Raw genomic sequence first — 19,702 nt, 5'->3', positions numbered from 1 at the left:
TCAATGCGTCCAATTATCGAAAATCGTCGTCGATGAGATCGAAGAGATCTTCGATGGAACTGTCGATTATCAAGCTCTCCTGCATGTGGTCGGCTTGCGTCGAGGCACGGCCTCGCATATTCGCGAGTACTCGTTCCAAGCGCGTTTCCATCGCCTTGTTGCCGTGGTTACCGAATCTCTCGTCCGCGACGATGCTTTCCAACAGGCCGATTTGTTTGATCAGCATCTGATCGACGTCGAATTCCGAGTCATCCGTGTCGCCCAGGTGCTCGAGCAGATGGGTGGCCAGTGTGGCGGCGGTGGGGTAGTCGAACACGACACTGGCCGACAGAGACACTCCGGTCGCGGCCTTGAGTCGGTTACGCAGTTCGACCGCCGCCAGCGAGTCATATCCCAACTCCTTGAATGGCTGCTCGGGTGGGATCGCCCGCCCGGGCGGGTATCCCAGCACCGACCCGACCTCAGCGACGACCAGTCCCAGAACCTCGCCGTGTCGTTGCGCGGCGGTGAGGTCGGCGAGCCGTTCGTGCAGCCCGCGGTGTTGCGTGAGCGCCGCGATGGGGCGATGCCCCGGGCTTCGTGCGAGGCCACGCAATACCGTCGGCACGACGTCGGGAGTATCCGCCCACCCTCGAGTGTCGATCCGTACCGGCATCACGACCGGATGGGGGTCACCGGCGAGGACCGAGTCGAACAGTTCCATCGCGGCGTCCGAGGCGAGGGGGACGATGCCGGTGCGGGCCATGCGGCGGATGCCGATCTGGCCCAGATGAGCGGTGAGTCCGCTGGTCTGCTCCCACAGGCCCCACGCCAGTGACGTGGCAGGGAGTCCCAGCCCGGCACGATGAAGGGCCAATGCGTCGAGGAAGGAGTTGGCGGCCGCGTAGTTGGCTTGGCCTGCCGACCCGAGCACGCCCGACACCGAGGAGTAGACGACGAAGGCGGTCAGGTCGAGCGCCTTGGTGAGCTCGTGCAGGTGCCAGGCGGCGTCGACCTTCGGTGTCAGGACCCGTTCGAGCTGGTCTGGACTCATCGCGGTGACGGTGCTGTCCTCGACGACACCGGCGGTATGGATCACCGCTCGCAGCGGGTTGTGTCGGGGCAGAGACCCCAGCAAAGCGGCGAGCTGCGCGCGGTCGCTGACATCGCAGGCGGTGAGATCCACCCGCGCGCCGCGAGCTTGCAGCTGCTGTTGCAGCAGCACCGATTCGGGGGCGTGGGAGCCGCGACGGCTGACCAGCAGCAGGTGTCGCACGCCGTGTTCGTCCACCAGATGCCGCGCCACGAGACCGGCCAGTGTCCCGCTCGCTCCGGTGATCAACACCGTGGCGTCCGGATCGAAGGACGCACCGGCCGACGCGTCGTCGCTCCGGCCGGCGAGGGGGAGCGGCAGTCGGGCCAGCCGCGGTGCCCAGACCTCGCCGCCGCGTAGCGCCAGTTCGGGTTCGTCGAGGTCAGCCAGTGCGGCCAGCAGGCGCGAGGAGGGATGTTCGTCGATGTCGACGAGCAGGAATCGTCCCGGGTTCTCGGTCTGCGCGGTGCGCAGCAGCCCCCATACGGCGGCACCGGCAAGATCGGTGGGGACATCTCCGGTGGCGCCACAGGTGAGCAGCATCAGTCGTGAGTCGACGAACTGGTCGTCGTCGAGCCATGTCTGGACCAGTGCCAGGGCTTCGGCACTGCGTCGATGGGTGTCGGCGATCGGCTCGGGATCCACAGACAGCGAGGCCGCGATCACCACCGGTGGCACCGCCTCGCCGCTGTCGAGGAGTTCTCGCAGGGACGCCAGGTCAGCGCACACCCGCCCCACGTCCGCCTTGAGCGATTCCTCGATCGTCGTCTCATCGACCCCGGTGGTCGTCGAGGCGGTGAGCAGGGCCCAATCCTCGAGCGTGGTCGTGGGGTGGGTGGTGGCGAGACGAATCCAGTCGAGCCGGAACAGCGAGTCGTGTCCTGGTCGGCCCGCCGCGCGCAGCGCATCGGGCGAGATCGGCCTGGTTAACAGTGCCTCGACCGTCGCCACCGGCGTGCCCTCGGTGTCGGCCAGCGACACCGACATCGCTCCGCTGGCGGTCGGTGCCAGTCGCGCTCGCAACCGCGACGCGCCCGAGGCGTGAATGCGCACTCCGATCCAGGAGAACGGCAGCTCGCTCGGACGCGGGTGACCGGACACCGCGGGCAGCATCGCGTGCAGGGCCGCGTCGAACAACGCGGGGTGCAGCACGTAGGAGTCGAGGTCCTCGGCGAGGTCGGCGGGCAGGACGACCTCGGCGAAGGTTTCCTCGCCGCGGCGCCATAGCTGGCGCAATCCCTGGAAACCGGGACCGTAGCCGAACCCGTCGGCGGCGATGCGGGTGTAGACACCGCTGAGGTCCACCTCGATCGCGCCGACCGGTGGCCACGTCACCAGCTCGGTGATCGGCTGCCTGTGCTCAGCGACCGCACGCGCCATGCCGGCGGCATGCTCGGTCCATGTCGGGGGGGTGCTCGTGTCGGTTTCGGGCCGAGAATGCACCGAGACCTCGCACCGGCCCATCCGGTCGGGTTGGGAGACCACGACCTGGATTTGCACCGCGCCCTGCTCGGGGATCACCAACGGCGCCGTCAGAGTCAGTTCATCGATCTGATCGCACCCGAGACGGTCCGCGGCCGAGACCACGAGCTCCACGAACGCGGTGCCCGGCAGCAACACGGTGCCCCCGACCGTATGATCGGCCAGCCAGGGATGGGTGTCCAACCCCAATCGGCCGGTCATCAGCACTCCCCCGTCGAACATTTCCGTCACGGCTCCCGCCAGCGGATGGCTCGATGTCCCCGCACCCACCGCCGCGGCGTCGGCGGTGGTCGGCGAGGGCACCAACCAGAATCGTTCGTGTTGGAACGCGTAGGTGGGCAGATCGACCCGCTGCGCGCCGGTCGCGGCGAACGCCTGCCGCCAGTCCACCTCGATCCCCCGGGTGAACAACCGCGCCAGCGCGGTGCGGAACTGATCAGATGCGTCCTGGTCGATACGTGACAGCGATATCGCGGTATGGCTCTGGTCGGGCAGGCAGTCCGCGGTCATCGCCGCGAGGACCGTGTCCGGGCCCACCTCGAGGAAGGTGGTCGCCCCCTGGGCGGTGACGGTGGCGATGGCGTCGGCGAACCGCACCGATCGGCGCAGGTGCTCGACCCAGTAGTGCGGCGTGCTCCACGCCTGTCCACCGGCGTGCCCGCTAACTGTGGAGATCACCGACAGCTGGGCGGGGGCGAACTCCAGTCGCTCGACCACCCGCTGGAACCGGTCCATCATCGGTTCCATCAACGGGGAGTGGAAGGCGTGGGAAACGCGTAGCGGTTTGACGCGCCGCCCGCGCACTCGCAAGTGTTCGACGACCTGCTCGACCGCCTCGGCGGCTCCGGAGACCACCACCGACTCTGGGCCGTTGACCGCGGCGATCCCTACCAGCGATTCCCGTCCGGACAGCAGGTCGATGACCTCTTCTTCGGAGGCGGCGACCGCCACCATCGCCCCGCCTGTGGGCAACTCCGCCATCAACCGGCCACGGGCGGCGACCAGGGCGCACGCGTCCGGCAGCGACAACACTCCCGCGACGTGCGCGGCGGCGACCTCACCGACCGAGTGTCCGAACACCACGTCGGGCATCACGCCCCAGGACCGCAGCAGCGCGAACGCGGCGACCTCGACGGCGAACAACGCCGGCTGCGTCCATTCGGTCCGGTTCAGCAGAGCGTCGGGATCGGTGAAGACGACCTCGCGCAGCGATCGCCCGAGGTGAGGGTCGAATTCGTCGCAGATCGCGTCGAACGCCGCGGCGAAGACCGGAAACGCCCGGTACAGACCAGCGCCCATCCCGGCGCGCTGGGTGCCCTGCCCGGCAAACATCACCGCCAAACGCCCCCGAGCGGCCGATCCGGTGACGACGTTGTCGCCGTGCTCACCCGAGGCCACCGCCTCCAATCCGGCCACCAGGCCTCGCCGATCGGCGCCGAAGACCACCGCGCGATGCGCGAACAGCGACCGCGTCGTGACCAGCGACCATCCCACGTCGGTCGCGGCCTGGCTCGGCCAGCGCGCCAATCGTGCCGCTTGCTCGGCGAGTGCCTGCGGGCTGCGCGCCGAGAGCACCCAGGGCACCGTAGTAGATCCCGCGACCGGCTCTCTCGTACTCGCGTCCCCGAGGGTGTCGCGCTGCGCGGTCGTGGCCTCGACGAGCGGTGTCGGGGGTGATTCCTCGAGGATGAGATGCGCGTTGGTGCCGCTGATGCCGAAGGAGGAGATTCCGGCGCGCCGAGGGCGCTCACCGGCTGGCCAGGGCTGGGGCTGGGTGAGCAGTTCGACGCGGCCGGCCGACCAGTCCACGTGGGGTGTCGCGACATCTGCGTGCAGGGTGCGGGGCAGGGTCTCGTGGCGCAGCGCTTGCACCATCTTGATGACGCCGCCGACACCGGCGGCCGCGACGGCGTGACCGATGTTGGACTTGAGCGAGCCGATGCGCAGCGGGTGTGCGCGGTCGTCTCCGTAGGCGGCGATCAGTGCTTGGGCTTCGATCGGATCGCCCAGGGTCGTTCCGGTGCCGTGCGCTTCGACCGCGTCCACGTCGGAGGGTTCCAGGCCGGCATTGGCCAGCGCCTGGGCGATCACCCGTTCCTGTGACGGGCCGTTGGGCGCGGTCAACCCGTTGCTCGCGCCGTCTTGATTGATCGCGCTGCCAAGCACCACCGCCAACACCGGGTGGCCGAGTCGTCGGGCATCGGAGAGTCGCTCGACGACCAGCACGCCGACGCCCTCGGACCAGGTGACGCCGTCGGCGGCGGCGGCGAAGGCCTTGCTGCGACCGTCGGCGGCCAGGCCACGCTGGCGGGCGAAGTCGACATAAAGCCCGGGTCCGGCCGAGACGCTCACGCCACCGGCCAGCGCGAGGGAGGTCTCACCCTGACGGAGCGCCTGGCAAGCCAGGTGCAGGGCGACCAGCGACGACGAGCAAGCCGTGTCGACGGTCACCGCGGGGCCCTGCAGTCCCAGAACGTAGGCGATACGACCGGAGATCACGCTGTGGGAGGTGCCGGTCAACCGGAACGGTTCGTACTCACCGGTGACCGCGCGCGAATAGCCCGAGGCGCAGGCGCCGACGTACACGCCCGCGTCGCTGTCACGCAGCGAGGCCGGGTCGATTCCCGCGTGCTCCAACGCCTCCCAGGAAGTCTCCAGGATCAACCGCTGCTGGGGGTCCATCGCGGCGGCCTCGCGCGGACCGATCTCGAAGAATCCGGCGTCGAAACCGGCTGCGTCGGTGAGGAATCCGCCTTCACGCGTGTAGACGGTGCCCGGTGTGTCGGGGTCCGGGTCGAACAGTCGATCTAGGTCCCAGCCGCGGTCGGCGGGGAACGCGGTGATGGCGTCGGTACCGGCTGCCAGCAGGTCCCACAGATCCTCGGCCGAGTCGACTCCGCCGGGGAACCGGCAGCCGATACCGACGATCGCGATGGGCTCCTCGGAGCGGGTGCGTCCCATCGCGCGGGTCGAGCCACCGAGCAGGCCCTCGAGTCGCGAACGCACCAGCCGGGCCACCGCGGCGGGGGTGGGGTGGTCGAACATCAGCGTGCCCGGCAATTCCAGGCCAGTCGCGGTGACCAGCCTATCGCGTAGTCGCAGGCCACTGAGCGAGTCGAACCCGAACGCGGTGAACGGTTGATCCGGGTCGATCGCGTCAGCGCTGTCGTGGCCCAGCACCGCGGCGGCCTCGCCGAGCACGACGCTCAGGATCAACGCCTCACGCGTGGATTCCGGTGCCGCGAGCAGGCGCGGAGCCAGTGGACCCGTCGCGAGCGCACGTCGCGTACGGGGGGCATGAGAGTTCACGCGTGCGCCACTGGTCGCGGCGAGGGAATCGAGCTTCTCGCTTGCGGGCGGGTCGACCGGGGCCAGCAGCATCGATCGAATCGACAACACGGGCGCGCCGTCGGTGTCCTCGGCCGAGACCCGGACAACGTCCGCGTCGACCCGGGCGATACGTACCCGCACGGCGGTGGTGCCCGGGCGGTGCAGACGAACCTCGCTCGCCCTCGACGGCGTCGAGATCCGGTCCTCAGCGTGGCCGAACGCGTCAAGGGCGGCGTGGGTGAGCGCGTCCAGCAGGGCTGGATGGATACCGAATCGGTGTGCCGAGTCGACCGTCGTCTCGTCGAGGGAGACCTCGGCGAAGACCTCGTGCCCGCGCCGCCAGGCCGCGGTGACGCCCTGAAACGCGATCCCGTGGTCAAGGCCGCGTTCGGCCAACCGGTTATACAGCGCCTCGACGGGCACCGGGTCAGCCGGGGGGGGCCACGGGCCCACCGGCGCTGGCGCGCTATCGGTCGCCGGTGCGAGCACGCCGTGGGCGCAGCGCACCCACCCCGCCTCCTCGGCGTCCTCGGAGTCGTCGGCGGCGCGAACATGGATCGAGAACGTCCGGTGCCCGTCGCCATCGGGAACGGCGACACTGAGTTGGGTCACCAACACCTGCGCGTGGGTGGGTGCCGGTGCGTCGACGCGCAGGTCGGCCACCGTCGGGGCACCGACGCGGTCGCCGACGGCCAACGCCACCTCGAGCCACACCGCCACCGGGACGACGGGGGTGCCGAACAATCGATGCTCGGCGAGCCACGGGTGCCGCCCGAGCGTCAGACGCCCGGTGAACAGCCATTCATCGCGATCGGCCATCAACACCGCCGCGCCCAGGATCGGGTGGTCGGGATGGATCAATCCGGCGCCACGCAGATCTCCGGTCGCCGCCTGCGCCGAATCCGGGGTCCACGCCCGCTGCCGTTGGAAGGCGTAGGTGGGCAGATCGAGTCGGCGTGCGGTGGCCGCGACCGGCAGATCGACCGCGATACCGAGGCAGTGCGCGCGCACGAGCGAGGCCAGGAACTGTCGTGGTCCCCCGTGCTCGCGATGCAGGGTGCCAATCACCGCCACCCGGTCGGCTAAGCCGATCGACTCGGCGGTCTGCTGCATCGCCGGTGACACCACCGGGTGCGGGCTGACCTCGATGAATCCTGTCACGCCGTCCCGCAGCAGGGTCTCGATCGACTCGGCGAAGCGCACGGGCTCGCGCAGCGACCGGTACCAGTAGTCGGCGTCCAACCGCGCGGTATCGATGTAATCGGCGTGCACCGTGGAGAAGAACGGGATTTCGCTCGAGCGCGGACGGATCGAAGCCAGCTCGGCCAGCAGTCGGTCGCGGATGCGCTCGACCAGCTTCGAGTGGCCCGGCCAGGTCGCCGGTACGCGCCGGGCCCAAACGCCCTCGCCCGCGCACCGCGACACGAACTCGTCGAGGGCCGCGTTCTCGCCGGAGACCACCACCTGGGTGGGGCCGTTGACCGCCGCGAGCGACAGTCGATCGCCGAAAGGCGTCAACCGTGTCGCCACCGCCTCGGCCGACAAACCGACCGCAGCCATTCCTCCGAGTTGCACCAGCAGTTCGGCACCGGCCTGGGACCGCAGCGCGATCACGCGTGCGCCGTCCTCGACCGAGAGCGCCCCGATCGCCACGGCCGCAGCGAGCTCGCCCTGCGAATGCCCGATGACCACGCTCGGGTGCACTCCGTGCGCGCACCAGTGTCGCGCCAACGACACCATCACCGCGAACAGTGCCGGCTGTACGACGTCGACACGTTCCAGCGATGCCGCGCCGGACACTCCGCGCAGCACGTCGAGCAGCGACCAGTCCAGATACGGGTCCAAAGCCGCCTGGCACTCGGCCACCGATTCGGCGAATACGCCGCCGGCGTCGAGCATCTGCGCGGCCATGCCGAGCCATTGACTGCCTTGTCCCGGGAACACCAACGCGACGGTGCGTTCGGTCCCGCGGGCGAACACCACGCTCGACTCGCCGGACTCACCGCGCTCGGCGGCCCCGGCGAGCGCGTCGAGTCCGGCGCTCAGCTCGCCGAGCTCGCGACCGACGACCGCGCCGCGCCATTCCAGCGGCGCGCGCAACCGCAGCGCGTGAGCCACCTCCCCGGGGCGTGCCCGCGGGTTCTCCTGGACCCAGCGCCGTAGTCGCGCGGCCTGCGCGCGCAACGCCTCGCGACCACGTGCGGAGACTATCCAGGACACCACCGTCTGCTCATCGGTGTCCGCGTCGGCGCTCGACGCCGCCGCGGGAGCCTGTTCGAGCACGACATGGGCGTTGGTGCCGCCCATACCGAAGGCGGACACACCGGCGCGGCGTACCGGCGCGACCGGCCAGTCCTCGGTGCGGGTCACCACGCGCAATCCCAGTTCCGCCAACGGAATTCGCGGGTTCGGGTGACGGAAGTTCAGGCTGGCGACGAGTTCGCCGTGCCGCAGGCACAACGCGGTCTTGATCAGACCGGCGATACCGGCCGCGCCTTCGAGGTGTCCGATGTTGGTCTTGACCGAGCCCACCGCCAGCGGCGTCGCCGCCGCGCGGCCCAGGCCGTAGGTCTGTCCCAGACCATCCGCTTCCACGGGGTCACCCGCCGGAGTGCCGGTCCCGTGCAACTCGACGTACTGCACCGAGGCACCCTCGAGGGCGCCCGAGGCCAGCGCCGCGCGGATGACGGCCGCTTGCGCGGGCGCGCTCGGCGCGCTCAGTACCTGTCGTGCGTTGCCGTTGTTGACTGCGCTGCCGCGGACCACCGCGTAGATCCGGTCACCGTCGGCCAGTGCCCGTGCCAGCGGCTTGAGGACGACGATACCGCCGCCTTCCCCGCGCACGATGCCGTCGGCGCGGTCATCGAAGGTGTGGCAGGCCCCCGATTCCGAACCGGCGCCGAACTGGTGGATCCGCTGTACGCCCAGGTCGGAAAGGATCAGGTTCACACCACCGGCCAACGCGAGGTCGCATTCCCCACCGCGCAGCGCCTCACAGGCCAGGTGCACCGCGACCAGCGACGAGGACTGGCCGCTGTCGACTACCAGGCTCGGGCCGGTAAAGCCGTAGTGGTTGGAGATCCGGTTGGCGGTCACGCCACGTCCGACCGCCGCCAAAGTGTGACGCCCGATACCCGCGACACCGCGCGTGGCCACCAGTTCCGCGAAATCGGTGCCGCTGGCGCCCAGGAAGACCCCGGCACTCGTACCGGCGAGATGGCCGTAACCCGCGTCCTCGAGGGCGACCCAGCTCAGTTCGAGGCCGAGCAGCTGCTGCGGGTCGATCGCTTTGGCCTCCTTCGGCGACACGCCGAAGAAGTCTGCGTCGAACTCGGTCGCCGAGTCGAGAAATCCGGCCCGCTCACTGAGCCCGGGCCGGTCCGCGGGCGCGGCACCGATCGCGTCGCGTCCCTCCCGCAGCAGTCGCCAGTACTGCTCGAGATCGACAGCGCCCGGCAATCGGCACGCCATGCCGACGATAGCGATCTCATGCGCCGAATCGACCATGGAAATTCCTCTGTCTCGCAGTTTTCGAGGTTCGACACGCGTCGGAGGCACCCCCGGGTGGATCACCGTCGTGATCGGCGATCGGTTCGGCCAAGCCCGTGTCCGCGGCACCGGCGCGCCGGGGTCCCGCGACGCCGCGGTGACCGGATTCGAGCGGTGCGGCGACCGTCGCGGGCGCGTGGTCGCGGTCCGTCACGCCGTCGTCCCCAGCGATCGCGTGCTCTGTGGTCCGGGCACTCCGGCACCGAACCTTCGAGCACGAGGCACGGTCGCTCAGGGCCGACATCGTCGCCGGCTCAGATCTCGAGGAGCATGGTCGCCGGGCCGCGCAGGTTGACGTGAGGTCGATACGGCGGAGGATCGGCCCGCAGCCGCGGCGACTCGATACGTTGGGCGAATCGCCTGAGCGCGATGGCGGTCTCGAGGCGAGCCAACGGGGCGCCGAGGCAGAAATGCGGGCCCAGACCGAAGGCCAGATGTCGGCTGGCGCGGGTGGGGTCGAACCGGTCAGGGTCGGGGAAGGCCGAGCCGTCACGATGCGCGGCGGCGAACAGCAACACGACCATGTCCCCGCGATGGATGTCGATGCCACCGATCTCCAGGTCGTCCGCGGCGATCCGCGCGACCATCTGCCCGGGTGGGTCATAGCGCAGGGTTTCCTCGACCACGGCGTTGGCGAGGTTGGGGTCGGCCCGCAGCGCGTCGAGGTGCTCGCGGTTTCGCAGCAGCGCCAACACCGCGTTGGCGATCAGGTTGGCGGTGTTCTCGTGACCGGCGATCAGCAGCAGCGCGCAGATCGAGATCAGCTCGTTGTGACTGAGCTTGTCACCGGCTTCCTCGGCCGCGATCAGTTCCGAGAGCAGGTCGCTGCCCGGACTCGTGCGTCGGATCCGGGTGAGGTCCTCGAAGTAGGCATACATGTCCGCGGCTGCGTGCTGCAGTTCACGCGGGTCGACCCGGAACTGGGGGGCGAAGCGAGAGGCCGGGTCGAGACTGCGCGAGACGATGCTCGACCAGTGGCCCAACCGTTCCTCGTCGGCCAACGGCACGCCCAGCAACTCGCAGATCACGGTCACCGACAGCGGGTAGGCGAAGTCGGCGACGACATCGGAGGTGCCGGCGGCCAGCGCCGTGTCCAACAGCGCGTCGACGATCTCGGTGATGCGAGGCTGCAGCTGGGCTACGACACGGGGAGTGAAGGCCTTGGTGGACAGTCGCCGCAACCGCGTGTGGTCGGGCGGGTCGAGGAACAGGAACATCGGTGCCGCCTCCGAGGTCGGCGCACCGGGCGGGCCGTCGTAGGCCGGAAGGGTCTCGAGCGGCAGCGTGGACAGTGCCCGCTCGACGCTGGCGGCCGGATGCCGCAGCATCGCGGCGCAGTCCTCATACCTCGACAAAACGACGACCGGTGAGTTCGCCACCCGGAATGCTCCGGTGGCGCGGATGTCGGCGAATACGGGATACGGATCGGCGCGCACCGCCGGGTCCAGCAAACGGAGATAGGCGGTCGCACCGCCCTGCCGATCGTTCGTAATCATGCTTATTCGCCTCCAAAGCTACAAATACCGACGCGTGAACAACCTCACGCGCGATCGCCCGACGGACTCCCACCACGGAAACCCGGTCATCGGAACAGAGCCGCGATAAGGACACGCGTGCGCGTCCAAATCCGCGCTCAGACACGGAATTCGCTCATGTATCGACGCCCCACGCCACGAGGCGCGAATGACACGAGCACTTAGCGTGACGAGGATCGGTCGCGCCCACTTTCCGCGGCCGCGATACCCGATCATCGGAACACGGGCCCATCGACGTATGACACACCAATCCCGGATGGTTGACGCCTCGGATTCGAGGTCGTCGCGGAACGTCGAGTGTTCACCCGAGCTGTCCGAGACGGTATCGCCGCCATCGACGAGAAATTACCGACCTTCGTTTATCGACCGAATGCCACGAAATACGCCACATACCGGGATCGAGCCGGCGCAGCCGTACTCGACATGACGAATTCACCGTTCCGACACCGAACCCGTTGTCCACGCGGCGCCCGAATCGTGTCGTTCGCGCCTGAAATCGTTATCACAGCCGTCGGTTTCAACGTGAGACATCTCGTGGTGGTATCTACTTCACGCCGAAGACGACGCCACCCACCCGAACACCTCACCCGACGACGGCGACAAGCGGCCATGGGCTCATCGGCGAGTCGAACGACTAGGAGCTGGACTCCGTCACAGCATCAGCACTCGACAATCGCGCGAAGAATCTGGCACTCGAAGAAACTGAACATACAGGACCACGAGGCTCCCCCCCCTGGTAAGTGATTACTATCGAATTACGCAGCGCTCCAACAGCTTTGTGCCGCGCATCCTCAGCATCGTCCAGCGCCATAAATCTGTCAACTCGAACTGATCACCCGATCCTCACCGACGGCGACGCGACGCCAGGACCCTACCTACGGGCGCGCGCCGTGCGCTGGTATCGGCGGCACGCGACGAGGTGGCACGCGAATCACTTTGGCGTGGACGCTGTTTCCAGCCGCCACGCCGTCCGCCGCCGGGCGGCGACTCCGTGACAGAACGCTCGCGCCCGATCCGACAGGGCGATCGGTCGAGGTCGACGATGCCTGTGACGGCGCGATGTGCGTTGTGCCACTAACGGTTTTGCGTCCGCCGGCGCCCGCGGTTCGGTCGCGTTGCCAGTCCCGAACCCATCACCTAGGGTGGGATGCCATGGGGAGTTACAGTGCTGAAAATCTTTCTAACACCGCGATACAACGTTCAGTGGTGTTGGCGGGTGGGGCGGCATCGGGGACAGCGTGGATGATTGGATTGGTCGCCGAACTCAAGCGGCTGGGAATAGATTTCGGCAATGCCGAGCTGATCGTCGGCACGTCGGGAGGAGCGCTCGCCGGGGCGATGCTGGCGACCGGACGTGACCTCGACGTCCTCGCGGTCGCGTCACGATTCCCCGGAGGCGCCGAAGCGCCGATGCCAACGAATTTGACGCTGATGTCGGAGTCGCTGGCCATATTGTCGGGGCGCGTGCGTGACCGCACCGCGGCGCGACGGCGTCTGGGACGGCATGCGAAGGCCGAACGGCAGGCCTCGCCCGCCCAGATCGACCAGATCGCGGCGCTCGTCGGCGGCGACGCATGGCCGGATACCACGTTGCGGATCGTGGCGGTGGACGCCGAGACCGGTCAGCGTCGGGTGTTGGACGCGGCCAGCGGCGTGCCGATGGCGCAAGCGGTCGCGGCCAGCCGTGCCCTGCCTGGCCGATACCCTCCCGTCGTGATCGACGGCCGGCATTATCTCGACGGCGGGTTGTGGTCGTTCACCAGCGCCGATGTCGCCGACGCCGCGGGCGAGGTACTGGTCATAGACCCGCTGGCGAACGGATTTCCACGCGAACAACTCCAGGCCGAACTCGATGATCTCGGTGCCGAGTCCGTCGTGCATTTCAGCGCCGACCAAGCAGCGATCGACGCGTTCGGCACCTCATTGAGTGTCTGGGACTCGGCCTTCGCCGCGGGAGCCCGCCAGGCCACCGTGTTGGCGGGGCGACTCGACCCACGAGTCTGGACGCGGCCCAAGCAGGCGGCCCAGATCGCTACAAGCTAGGCGCCCGCCCGATCGCGGGCTTCTCGGGTACCGCCGTACGACCGCCGTCGGTCCACGGCCTCACCCCGCCCTCCGCCGGCAGGCTGAACACGCAGTCGGGCATTCCGGACCACGGCCACGTCGAACCGGTTCGCCTACCCGAATCCATCACAGCTATCACGAACAGCTAGAGAACAATGCTGGCACGCCGCGCGACGACACCACCCAGCGTCCATTCTGGCCAATTTCAGAATTCCACCGCAGGGGGTGCCGCATGAGAACGTTCATCTTTCCCGGCCAGGGATCCCAGACGAAGGGAATGGGCGCCGATCTATTCGACAGATTCGCACCATTGACCGACATCGCGGACTCGATCCTGGGTTACTCCCTACGAAGGCTGTGCCTCGACGATCCCGACGACCGCCTCAACGACACCGAGTTCGCCCAGCCCGCGCTATACGTGGTGAACGCGCTGTGCTACCTGGACAAGCTCGACGAGCGGGGACCCGAACCGGACTTCGTCGCCGGTCACAGTCTCGGCGAGTTCAACGCGCTTCTGGCCGCAAACTCGTTCGACTTCGAAACCGGCCTGCGGCTGGTGAAACGACGGGGCAAACTGATGGCCTGCGCCACCGGCGGAGCGATGGCAGCCATCCTCAACACCTCGGAAACCGAGGTGCGGTCCATCCTCGAGCGCGAGGACCTCACCGCCGTCGATATCGCGAACTACAACACGCCTTCGCAGATAGTGATCTCCGGTCGAACCGAGGACATCGAGGCCGCACGACAGGCGTTCCACGACGGACTGCACCTGTTCGTACCACTGAAGACCAGCGGCGCGTTCCATTCCCACTACATGGCCCAAGCTCGGGCCGAATTCGCGGAATTCCTCGAGCGCGTCCCCCTGGCCGAACCCACCATTCCGGTCATCTCGAACGTGACCGCGCGACCCTATCAGCGCACCACGATCAAAAAGCTTCTCACGCGACAGATCTCCAGCCCGGTTCGGTGGACCGAGACCATCGACTACCTCGCACGCTATCCAGGAATGGAATTCGAAGAGATCGGGTGGGGAACCACCCTCACCAAGCTGGTGCGAAAAATCCGAAGAGAGGCGCGTGAACCCGCCCGGACGAGCGACCCGCGGCCGGCCGCGAGCACCCCGGCGGATCGATGATCGACACCCCGGCAACCTGCCACCGATATGACCGTAAAACCCCGAGACAGACGCCATGTCGACCACAGCCCACCACGGGCCACGGGCCATTACGGCTCGACGGCCAGAGGAGAACCGATGACACGCACCGTCGGAATTGAAGCCTTGAACGTGTTCACTGGCACCTGCTATGTCGACGTCGACAAGCTCGCCGAACATCGAGGACTCGACAACGCGAGGTTCCGCAACCTTCTGATGAAGGAAAAGACCGTCGCCCTGCCCGACGAAGATCCGATCACCTACGGAATGACCGCGGCGAAACCCTTGATCGACGCCCTCAGCCCGGCCGAACGAAACAAGATCGAACTGGTGATCACCGCCACCGAATCCGCGTTCGACTTCAGCAAATCCATGAGCGCCTATTTCCACGACCTGCTCGGACTCAAACGCAATTGTCGCCTCCTGGAGGTGAAGAACGCGTGCTACTCGGGCGTCGCCGCACTGCAGATGGCCGCGAACATGGTCCTCTCCCAAACGTCACCCGGCGCGAAAGCCCTGGTCATCGCGACCGACATTGCGCGCCTGGCCTTCGCCGAAGGCGGCCAGACACTCTCGCACGACTGGTCGTTCGCCGAACCGACCGGCGGCGCCGGCGCCGTCGCCATGTTGATCAGCGACACCCCGCACGTCTTCCAGATCGACGTCGGCGCCAGCGGCTACTACGGCCACGAGGTGATGGACACCTGCCGTCCACTGCCCGACCGCGAAGCGGGCAACGCCGAGCTGTCGCTGCTGTCGTATCTGGACTGCAGCGAGAACGCCTTCGCCGCCTACCAGGAACGCGTCCGCAACATCGAGTTCGCCAAGAGCTTCGACTATCTCGCCTTCCACACCCCCTTCGCCGGCATGGTCAAGGGGGCCCACCGCAACCTGATGCGCAAGACGACCAAGACCAGCGCTGAGGACATCGAAACGGACTTCCGACGCCGGATGCACCCGGGCCTGCGGTACTGCCGACGCGTCGGCAACGTCATGGGAGCGACGACGCTGCTGGCGCTCACCAGCACAATCGACCACGCCGAACTGCGCGGCCCCGCGCGCATCGGCTGCTTCTCCTACGGTTCGGGTTGCTGCTCGGAATTCTTCAGCGGCGTGATTCGACCCGAGAGCCAGACCCGAGTGCGCGCATTCGACATCGCCCGACAACTCGACGCGCGATGCGAGCTGAGCCTGCCCGAGTACGAGATGCTCTTCACCGGCGCTCACCACGTCAAATTCGGGACCCGTGATTTCGTCCCCGATCAATCGATCGTCCCCCGATCCCGGATCGCGCTCGATACCAAACGCCTGGTCCTGAAGAGGATCACCGAATTCCATCGGGAGTACGAATGGATCTCCTGAACCCGCCGCGATACGACACCGTCAAAGTCAGATTCGACAACGAGATCTGCCACCTCCAGATCCACCGGCCCGACGCCGGAAATTCCATCGACTCCCGTCTGATCGAGGAATGCGCCGAGGTCGTTCGGGCCTGCGAGGAACACGCCAGGATACTGATCCTGGAAGGCCTGCCTGACGTGTTCTGCTCGGGCGCCGACTTCCGCGCCGTCAAGGCCGCGAACAACCGTCACGGCGACGATCGCGACCCGTCGAACGCCGCGGCCCTGTACGACCTATGGTTGGCGTTGGCGTTCGGATCGTTCGTCTCGATCGCCCACGTACGCGGCAAGGTCAACGCCGGAGGCGTGGGTTTCGTCGCCGCCTGCGACCTTGTGATCGCGGAAACCAGAGCGGTGTTCGGCCTGTCGGAGCTGCTGTTCGGTCTCACACCCGCGTGCGTGCTCCCCTTCCTCGAACGGAAGATCGGCTTCGCCCGCGCCAACCACATGACGCTGACCACGCGTCCGATCGACGCCGCCCAAGCCGCGCAGTGGCAGCTCGTCGACGCCCACGGCGACGACAGCGCGGCCCTGCTGTCCCGACACCTGCTGCGGCTGCGGTACCTCCCCAAGGCCGGTCTGCGCCGCCACAAGAACTACCTCCGAACCCTCGACACACACCTGCTCGTCTCCCGCGCGCATGCCATCAACACCAACATCGCGGCGTTCACCGACCCCGAGAACCGACGCGCGATCGCACGCTACGTGGAATTCGGACAATATCCCTGGGAACAAGACTAGGAACAATCACCATGTCGAACCAACACATCTTCGAGCTCGTTGTCAGCAACGTCCGCGAAGTCGTCCCCGAACTCGAGAACCATGACTTCTCGCGAACCGACTCGCTGCGCGACCTCGGCGCCAACTCGATCGACCGAGCCGAGATCATCATGCTGACCCTCGAATCGCTGTCGCTGCGCATCCCACTGGTCGAACTGGCGGGCGCGAAGAACCTCGACGAGCTTGTCATCGCCATCCATGCCAAATCACACCAGTAGCTCCGGCGACATCGTCATCACCGGCGTCGGTGTCACCTCCGCGATCGGCCAGGGCACGACCGACTTCACCACCGCCCTGCTCAACGGCGACCATGCCTTCTCGGTCATGCGGCGCCCCGGCCGCCAGGTCCCCACCGGCAAGGGGCACCCCGCCACGCCCTTCCTCGGCGCCGAACTCGCCGAGGTGGCGATGCCTCCCACCGTCCGCCGGGGCGTGCTGCGCGCGGCGTCGTTGTCCTCGCGCGTCGCGCTGACCACGCTCGACGAAGCCTGGCACGACGCGCGCCTGTCGGAGGTCGCGCCCGACCGTATCGGCCTGGTGGTCGGCGGATCCAACCTCCAGCAACGGGAACTGACCCAGTTGCACGCCCGCTACGCCGACACGCCCGAATTCCTGAGCCCCACCTACGGCATGACCTTCATGGACACCGACCTGTGCGGGTTCTGCACGCAGCTCTATCCCATCCGCGGCTTCGCTTACACCCTCGGTGGCGCCTCGGGCAGCGGCCTGCTCGCCGCCCTGCAAGCCATCCGCGCCGTCCAGTCCGGTTTGGTGGACGCCTGCGTCGCCGTCGGAGCGCTCTGCGACATCTCCTACTGGGAATGCCTGGCATTCCGGGCCATGGGCGCGATGGGCTCGGACCGCTACGCAGACGACGCCTCCTCGGCATGTCGACCGTTCGACCGACACCGTGACGGATTCGTCTACGGCGAAGCATGTGGCGCGATCGTCGTGGAACGCGACCGCACCCGACACCATCATGCACCGTACGCGCGGTTCCTGGGTGCGGGCACCGCCGTCGACGGCAACCGCAACCCCAACCCCTCGCTGGAAGGCGAGATCTCGGTCATCCAGGCAGCCTTACGGGAGGCGAAACTCAACGCCGACGAGATCGACTACGTCAACCCTCACGGCACCGGCTCGGTCATCGGCGACGAAATCGAACTCCAGGCTCTCCAACACTGCGGACTCGCCTCCGCCCGGATCAACGCGACCAAATCGATCACCGGACACGGTCTCACCGCCGCCGGCATGGTCGAGGTGATCGCGACGGTCTTGCAGATGAGAGAGCGGCGGCTCCATCCCACGCGTAACCTGTCCGAACCGATCGACACCTCGTTCAACTGGGTGGAGAAGGCAGCGGTGTCCGATCCCATCGACACCGCCGTCAGCCTCAGCATCGGATTCGGCGGAACCAGCTCGGCGATCTGCCTTCGACGATATTCCTGACCATCCACCGAGGAGCTCCCCACTCCGCTGTCCTGAATCCCCAACGACCCACATCCCACCACGGCACGCCGCGCGCCACCCCCACTCCCCACAGCACGCACCGGATCCGGCGCCAGTCCCCGTTCGGGCCGGGAACACACCGCGCATCCGCACCACCGCTGTCACAGCCACCAGTACAGAAAGTAGTTCGTTGACGACGACGGAAAAGCTCGCCCAACTCCACGAGAAACTCGAAGTCTCCAAAGAACCGGCCGGCCAGGTCGGCGTACTCAAACGCGCCAACAAAGGCATCCCGAGCGCCCGCGAACGCATCGCGATGCTGCTCGACCCGGGCACCTTCATGGAACTCGACGCGCTGGCCAAACAACCCGGTGACAACGCCCTCTACGGCGACGGCGTTGTGACCGGCCACGGCAGGATCGACGGGCGTCCGGTCGTGGTCATGTCCCACGACCAGACCGTCTACGGCGGCAGCGTCGGTGAGATCTTCGGCCGCAAGGTGGAAAAGGCGATGCAACTCGCTCACAAGATGCGGGTGCCATTCATCGGAATCAACGACTCCGGCGGCGCGCGAATCCAGGAGGCGGCGACCTCCCTGGCCTGGTACGCCCGCATGGGGCGCACCCTCGAACCTATGTCGGGATTCGTCCCCCGCATCTCGATCATGCTCGGCAAATGCGCCGCGGGCTCGGTGTATGCCCCCATCAACACCGACGTCCTCGTCGCGACCAGAGATTCCTACATGTTCGTCACCGGCCCCGACGTCATCCGCGACGCCACAGGCCAGGAAGTCGACATCGACGAGCTCGGCGGCGCCTACAACCAAGCCGAGTACGGCAACCTGCATCATGTGGCCGAGGATGAGGCCGGGGCCTACCTGTGGGTACGAAACTATCTGTCCTACATGCCCTCCAGCGTTCTCGACGCTCCTCCCGTGGTGAACCCCGGCCTCGAGCCGACGACCACCGAATCGGACCGGTCCCTCGACACGCTGATACCGGACTCCGACAACGCCTCCTACGACATGCACGACGTCCTGCTGCGCATCTTCGACGACGGCGAATTCCACGAGATCGCCGCCCAACGCGCGCAGAACATCATCACCGGATTCTCGCGCGTGGACGGCAGACCTGTCGGCGTGATCGCCAGCCAACCACTGGTCATGGCAGGCGCGGTCGACGCACGCGCCTGCGACAAGGCAGCGCACTTCATCCAGCTGTGCGACGCCTTCAACATCCCCCTGATCTTCGTCGTCGACACCCCCGGCGTGCTGCCCGGCGTCGAAGAGGAGAAACTCGGCGTCATCAAACGCGGTGGCCGGTTCCTGATCACCCTGGCCGGCGCCACTGTCCCGATCGTGACCGTGGTCATCCGCAAAGCCTACGGCGGCGCCTACGCGCTCATGGGCTGCAAACAGCTCGGCGCAGACCTAAACTTCGCCTGGCCCACCGCGCGCATCGCGGTGATGGGCGCCGAGAGCGCGGTGGGCATCATGGGCCGACGACAGCTGGCCGCGGCCCCCGAGGAACAACGCGCGACGATCCGCCAGGAGATGGTCGACTTCTACAACGCCACCATGGCCACGCCCTGGATCGCAGCGGAGAGCGGCTACATCGACGCGGTCATCGAGCCCAGCACCACACGACTGGAAATCCGCAAGGCCCTGAAACTCCTGAAATACAAGGACCTTCCGCCGAACCCCCGCAAGCACCCCGTCCTGCCGCTGTAGCGCTGGGCCCGCGGGTCCGGGCACGACCCCGGTCACTCGCTCACGACGGCTCCTCCGACCGTGGCGCCCACGACCCTGCCCGCCCACGCGCGAGGACGGCCGCGCGAGCGGTCGACTCGGACACGATCGGCGCGAAGGCCTCGATCGCGTCCTGGCGAA

Annotated in this window: 9 protein-coding genes; 7 read left to right on the top strand and 2 right to left on the bottom strand. The window is 67.5% G+C overall.

All coding sequences use genetic code 11. The features are described from left to right. Positions 1-13: 13 nt before the first annotated feature. Together OG225_RS06835 and OG225_RS06830 are read right to left on the bottom strand one after the other, a co-directional pair. Positions 14-9,391 carry a type I polyketide synthase gene (locus OG225_RS06835; RefSeq protein WP_405180890.1) on the bottom strand — a complete coding sequence of 3,126 codons (9,378 nt, stop codon included), beginning with the start codon at positions 9,389-9,391 and terminating at the stop codon, positions 14-16. 296 nt (positions 9,392-9,687) lie between these two features. Further along, the gene (locus OG225_RS06830; RefSeq protein WP_405180889.1) at positions 9,688-10,929 is read right to left on the bottom strand and encodes a cytochrome P450; all 1,242 of its coding nucleotides are present in this window, start codon (positions 10,927-10,929) and stop codon (positions 9,688-9,690) included. A gap of 1,098 nt (positions 10,930-12,027) precedes the next feature. Between OG225_RS06830 and OG225_RS06825 the strand changes: the two genes are divergently transcribed. The 7 genes from OG225_RS06825 to OG225_RS06795 all read left to right on the top strand — a co-directional run bounded on the left by OG225_RS06825 (position 12,028) and on the right by OG225_RS06795 (position 19,543). After that, positions 12,028-13,011, top strand: a complete 984-nt coding sequence (locus OG225_RS06825) for a patatin-like phospholipase family protein (RefSeq protein ID WP_405180888.1) — start codon at positions 12,028-12,030, stop codon at positions 13,009-13,011. A 253-nt stretch (positions 13,012-13,264) separates the two neighbouring features. Next, positions 13,265-14,167: an ACP S-malonyltransferase gene (fabD, locus tag OG225_RS06820; protein WP_405180887.1), complete on the top strand. Its 903-nt coding sequence runs from the start codon at positions 13,265-13,267 to the stop codon at positions 14,165-14,167. 117 nt (positions 14,168-14,284) lie between these two features. Continuing rightward, on the top strand, positions 14,285-15,547 hold the full coding sequence (locus OG225_RS06815; protein ID WP_405180886.1) for a hydroxymethylglutaryl-CoA synthase family protein: 1,263 nt from the start codon (positions 14,285-14,287) through the stop codon (positions 15,545-15,547). Continuing rightward, complete coding sequence (locus OG225_RS06810; protein ID WP_405180885.1) at positions 15,535-16,326, top strand: enoyl-CoA hydratase/isomerase; 792 nt, start codon at positions 15,535-15,537, stop codon at positions 16,324-16,326. The genes OG225_RS06815 and OG225_RS06810 overlap by 13 nt, the downstream gene beginning before the upstream one ends. Positions 16,327-16,337: 11 nt before the next feature. Next, a complete protein-coding gene (locus OG225_RS06805; RefSeq protein ID WP_405180884.1) occupies positions 16,338-16,583 on the top strand; it encodes an acyl carrier protein in 246 nt (81 codons plus the stop codon). After that, entirely contained in the window at positions 16,564-17,814 is a 1,251-nt protein-coding gene (locus OG225_RS06800) for a beta-ketoacyl synthase N-terminal-like domain-containing protein (RefSeq protein WP_405180883.1), read from the top strand. The genes OG225_RS06805 and OG225_RS06800 overlap by 20 nt, the downstream gene beginning before the upstream one ends. A gap of 190 nt (positions 17,815-18,004) precedes the next feature. Continuing rightward, positions 18,005-19,543: an acyl-CoA carboxylase subunit beta gene (locus tag OG225_RS06795; protein WP_405180882.1), complete on the top strand. Its 1,539-nt coding sequence runs from the start codon at positions 18,005-18,007 to the stop codon at positions 19,541-19,543. Positions 19,544-19,702: the final 159 nt, after the last annotated feature.

The sequence above is a fragment of the Nocardia sp. NBC_01377 genome, from assembly GCF_045040005.1.
Taxonomy (GTDB): Bacteria; Actinomycetota; Actinomycetes; order Mycobacteriales; family Mycobacteriaceae; genus Nocardia; species Nocardia noduli.
The sequence above is the reverse complement of the archived record's forward strand: the minus strand, read 5'-3'. Positions and strand labels throughout refer to the sequence as shown.

What these genes read in the sequence shown, in the direction of transcription:
- OG225_RS06830 (WP_405180889.1), bottom strand. Translation starts at nt 10,929, where the DNA reads ATGATTACGAACGATCGGCAGGGCGGTGCGACCGCCTATCTCCGTTTG.
- OG225_RS06815 (WP_405180886.1), top strand. Translation starts at nt 14,285, where the DNA reads ATGACACGCACCGTCGGAATTGAAGCCTTGAACGTGTTCACTGGCACC.
- OG225_RS06800 (WP_405180883.1), top strand. Translation starts at nt 16,564, where the DNA reads ATGCCAAATCACACCAGTAGCTCCGGCGACATCGTCATCACCGGCGTC.
- OG225_RS06805 (WP_405180884.1), top strand. Translation starts at nt 16,338, where the DNA reads ATGTCGAACCAACACATCTTCGAGCTCGTTGTCAGCAACGTCCGCGAA.
- OG225_RS06825 (WP_405180888.1), top strand. Translation starts at nt 12,028, where the DNA reads ATGTGCGTTGTGCCACTAACGGTTTTGCGTCCGCCGGCGCCCGCGGTT.
- OG225_RS06810 (WP_405180885.1), top strand. Translation starts at nt 15,535, where the DNA reads ATGGATCTCCTGAACCCGCCGCGATACGACACCGTCAAAGTCAGATTC.
- OG225_RS06835 (WP_405180890.1), bottom strand. Translation starts at nt 9,391, where the DNA reads ATGGTCGATTCGGCGCATGAGATCGCTATCGTCGGCATGGCGTGCCGA.
- fabD (WP_405180887.1), top strand. Translation starts at nt 13,265, where the DNA reads ATGAGAACGTTCATCTTTCCCGGCCAGGGATCCCAGACGAAGGGAATG.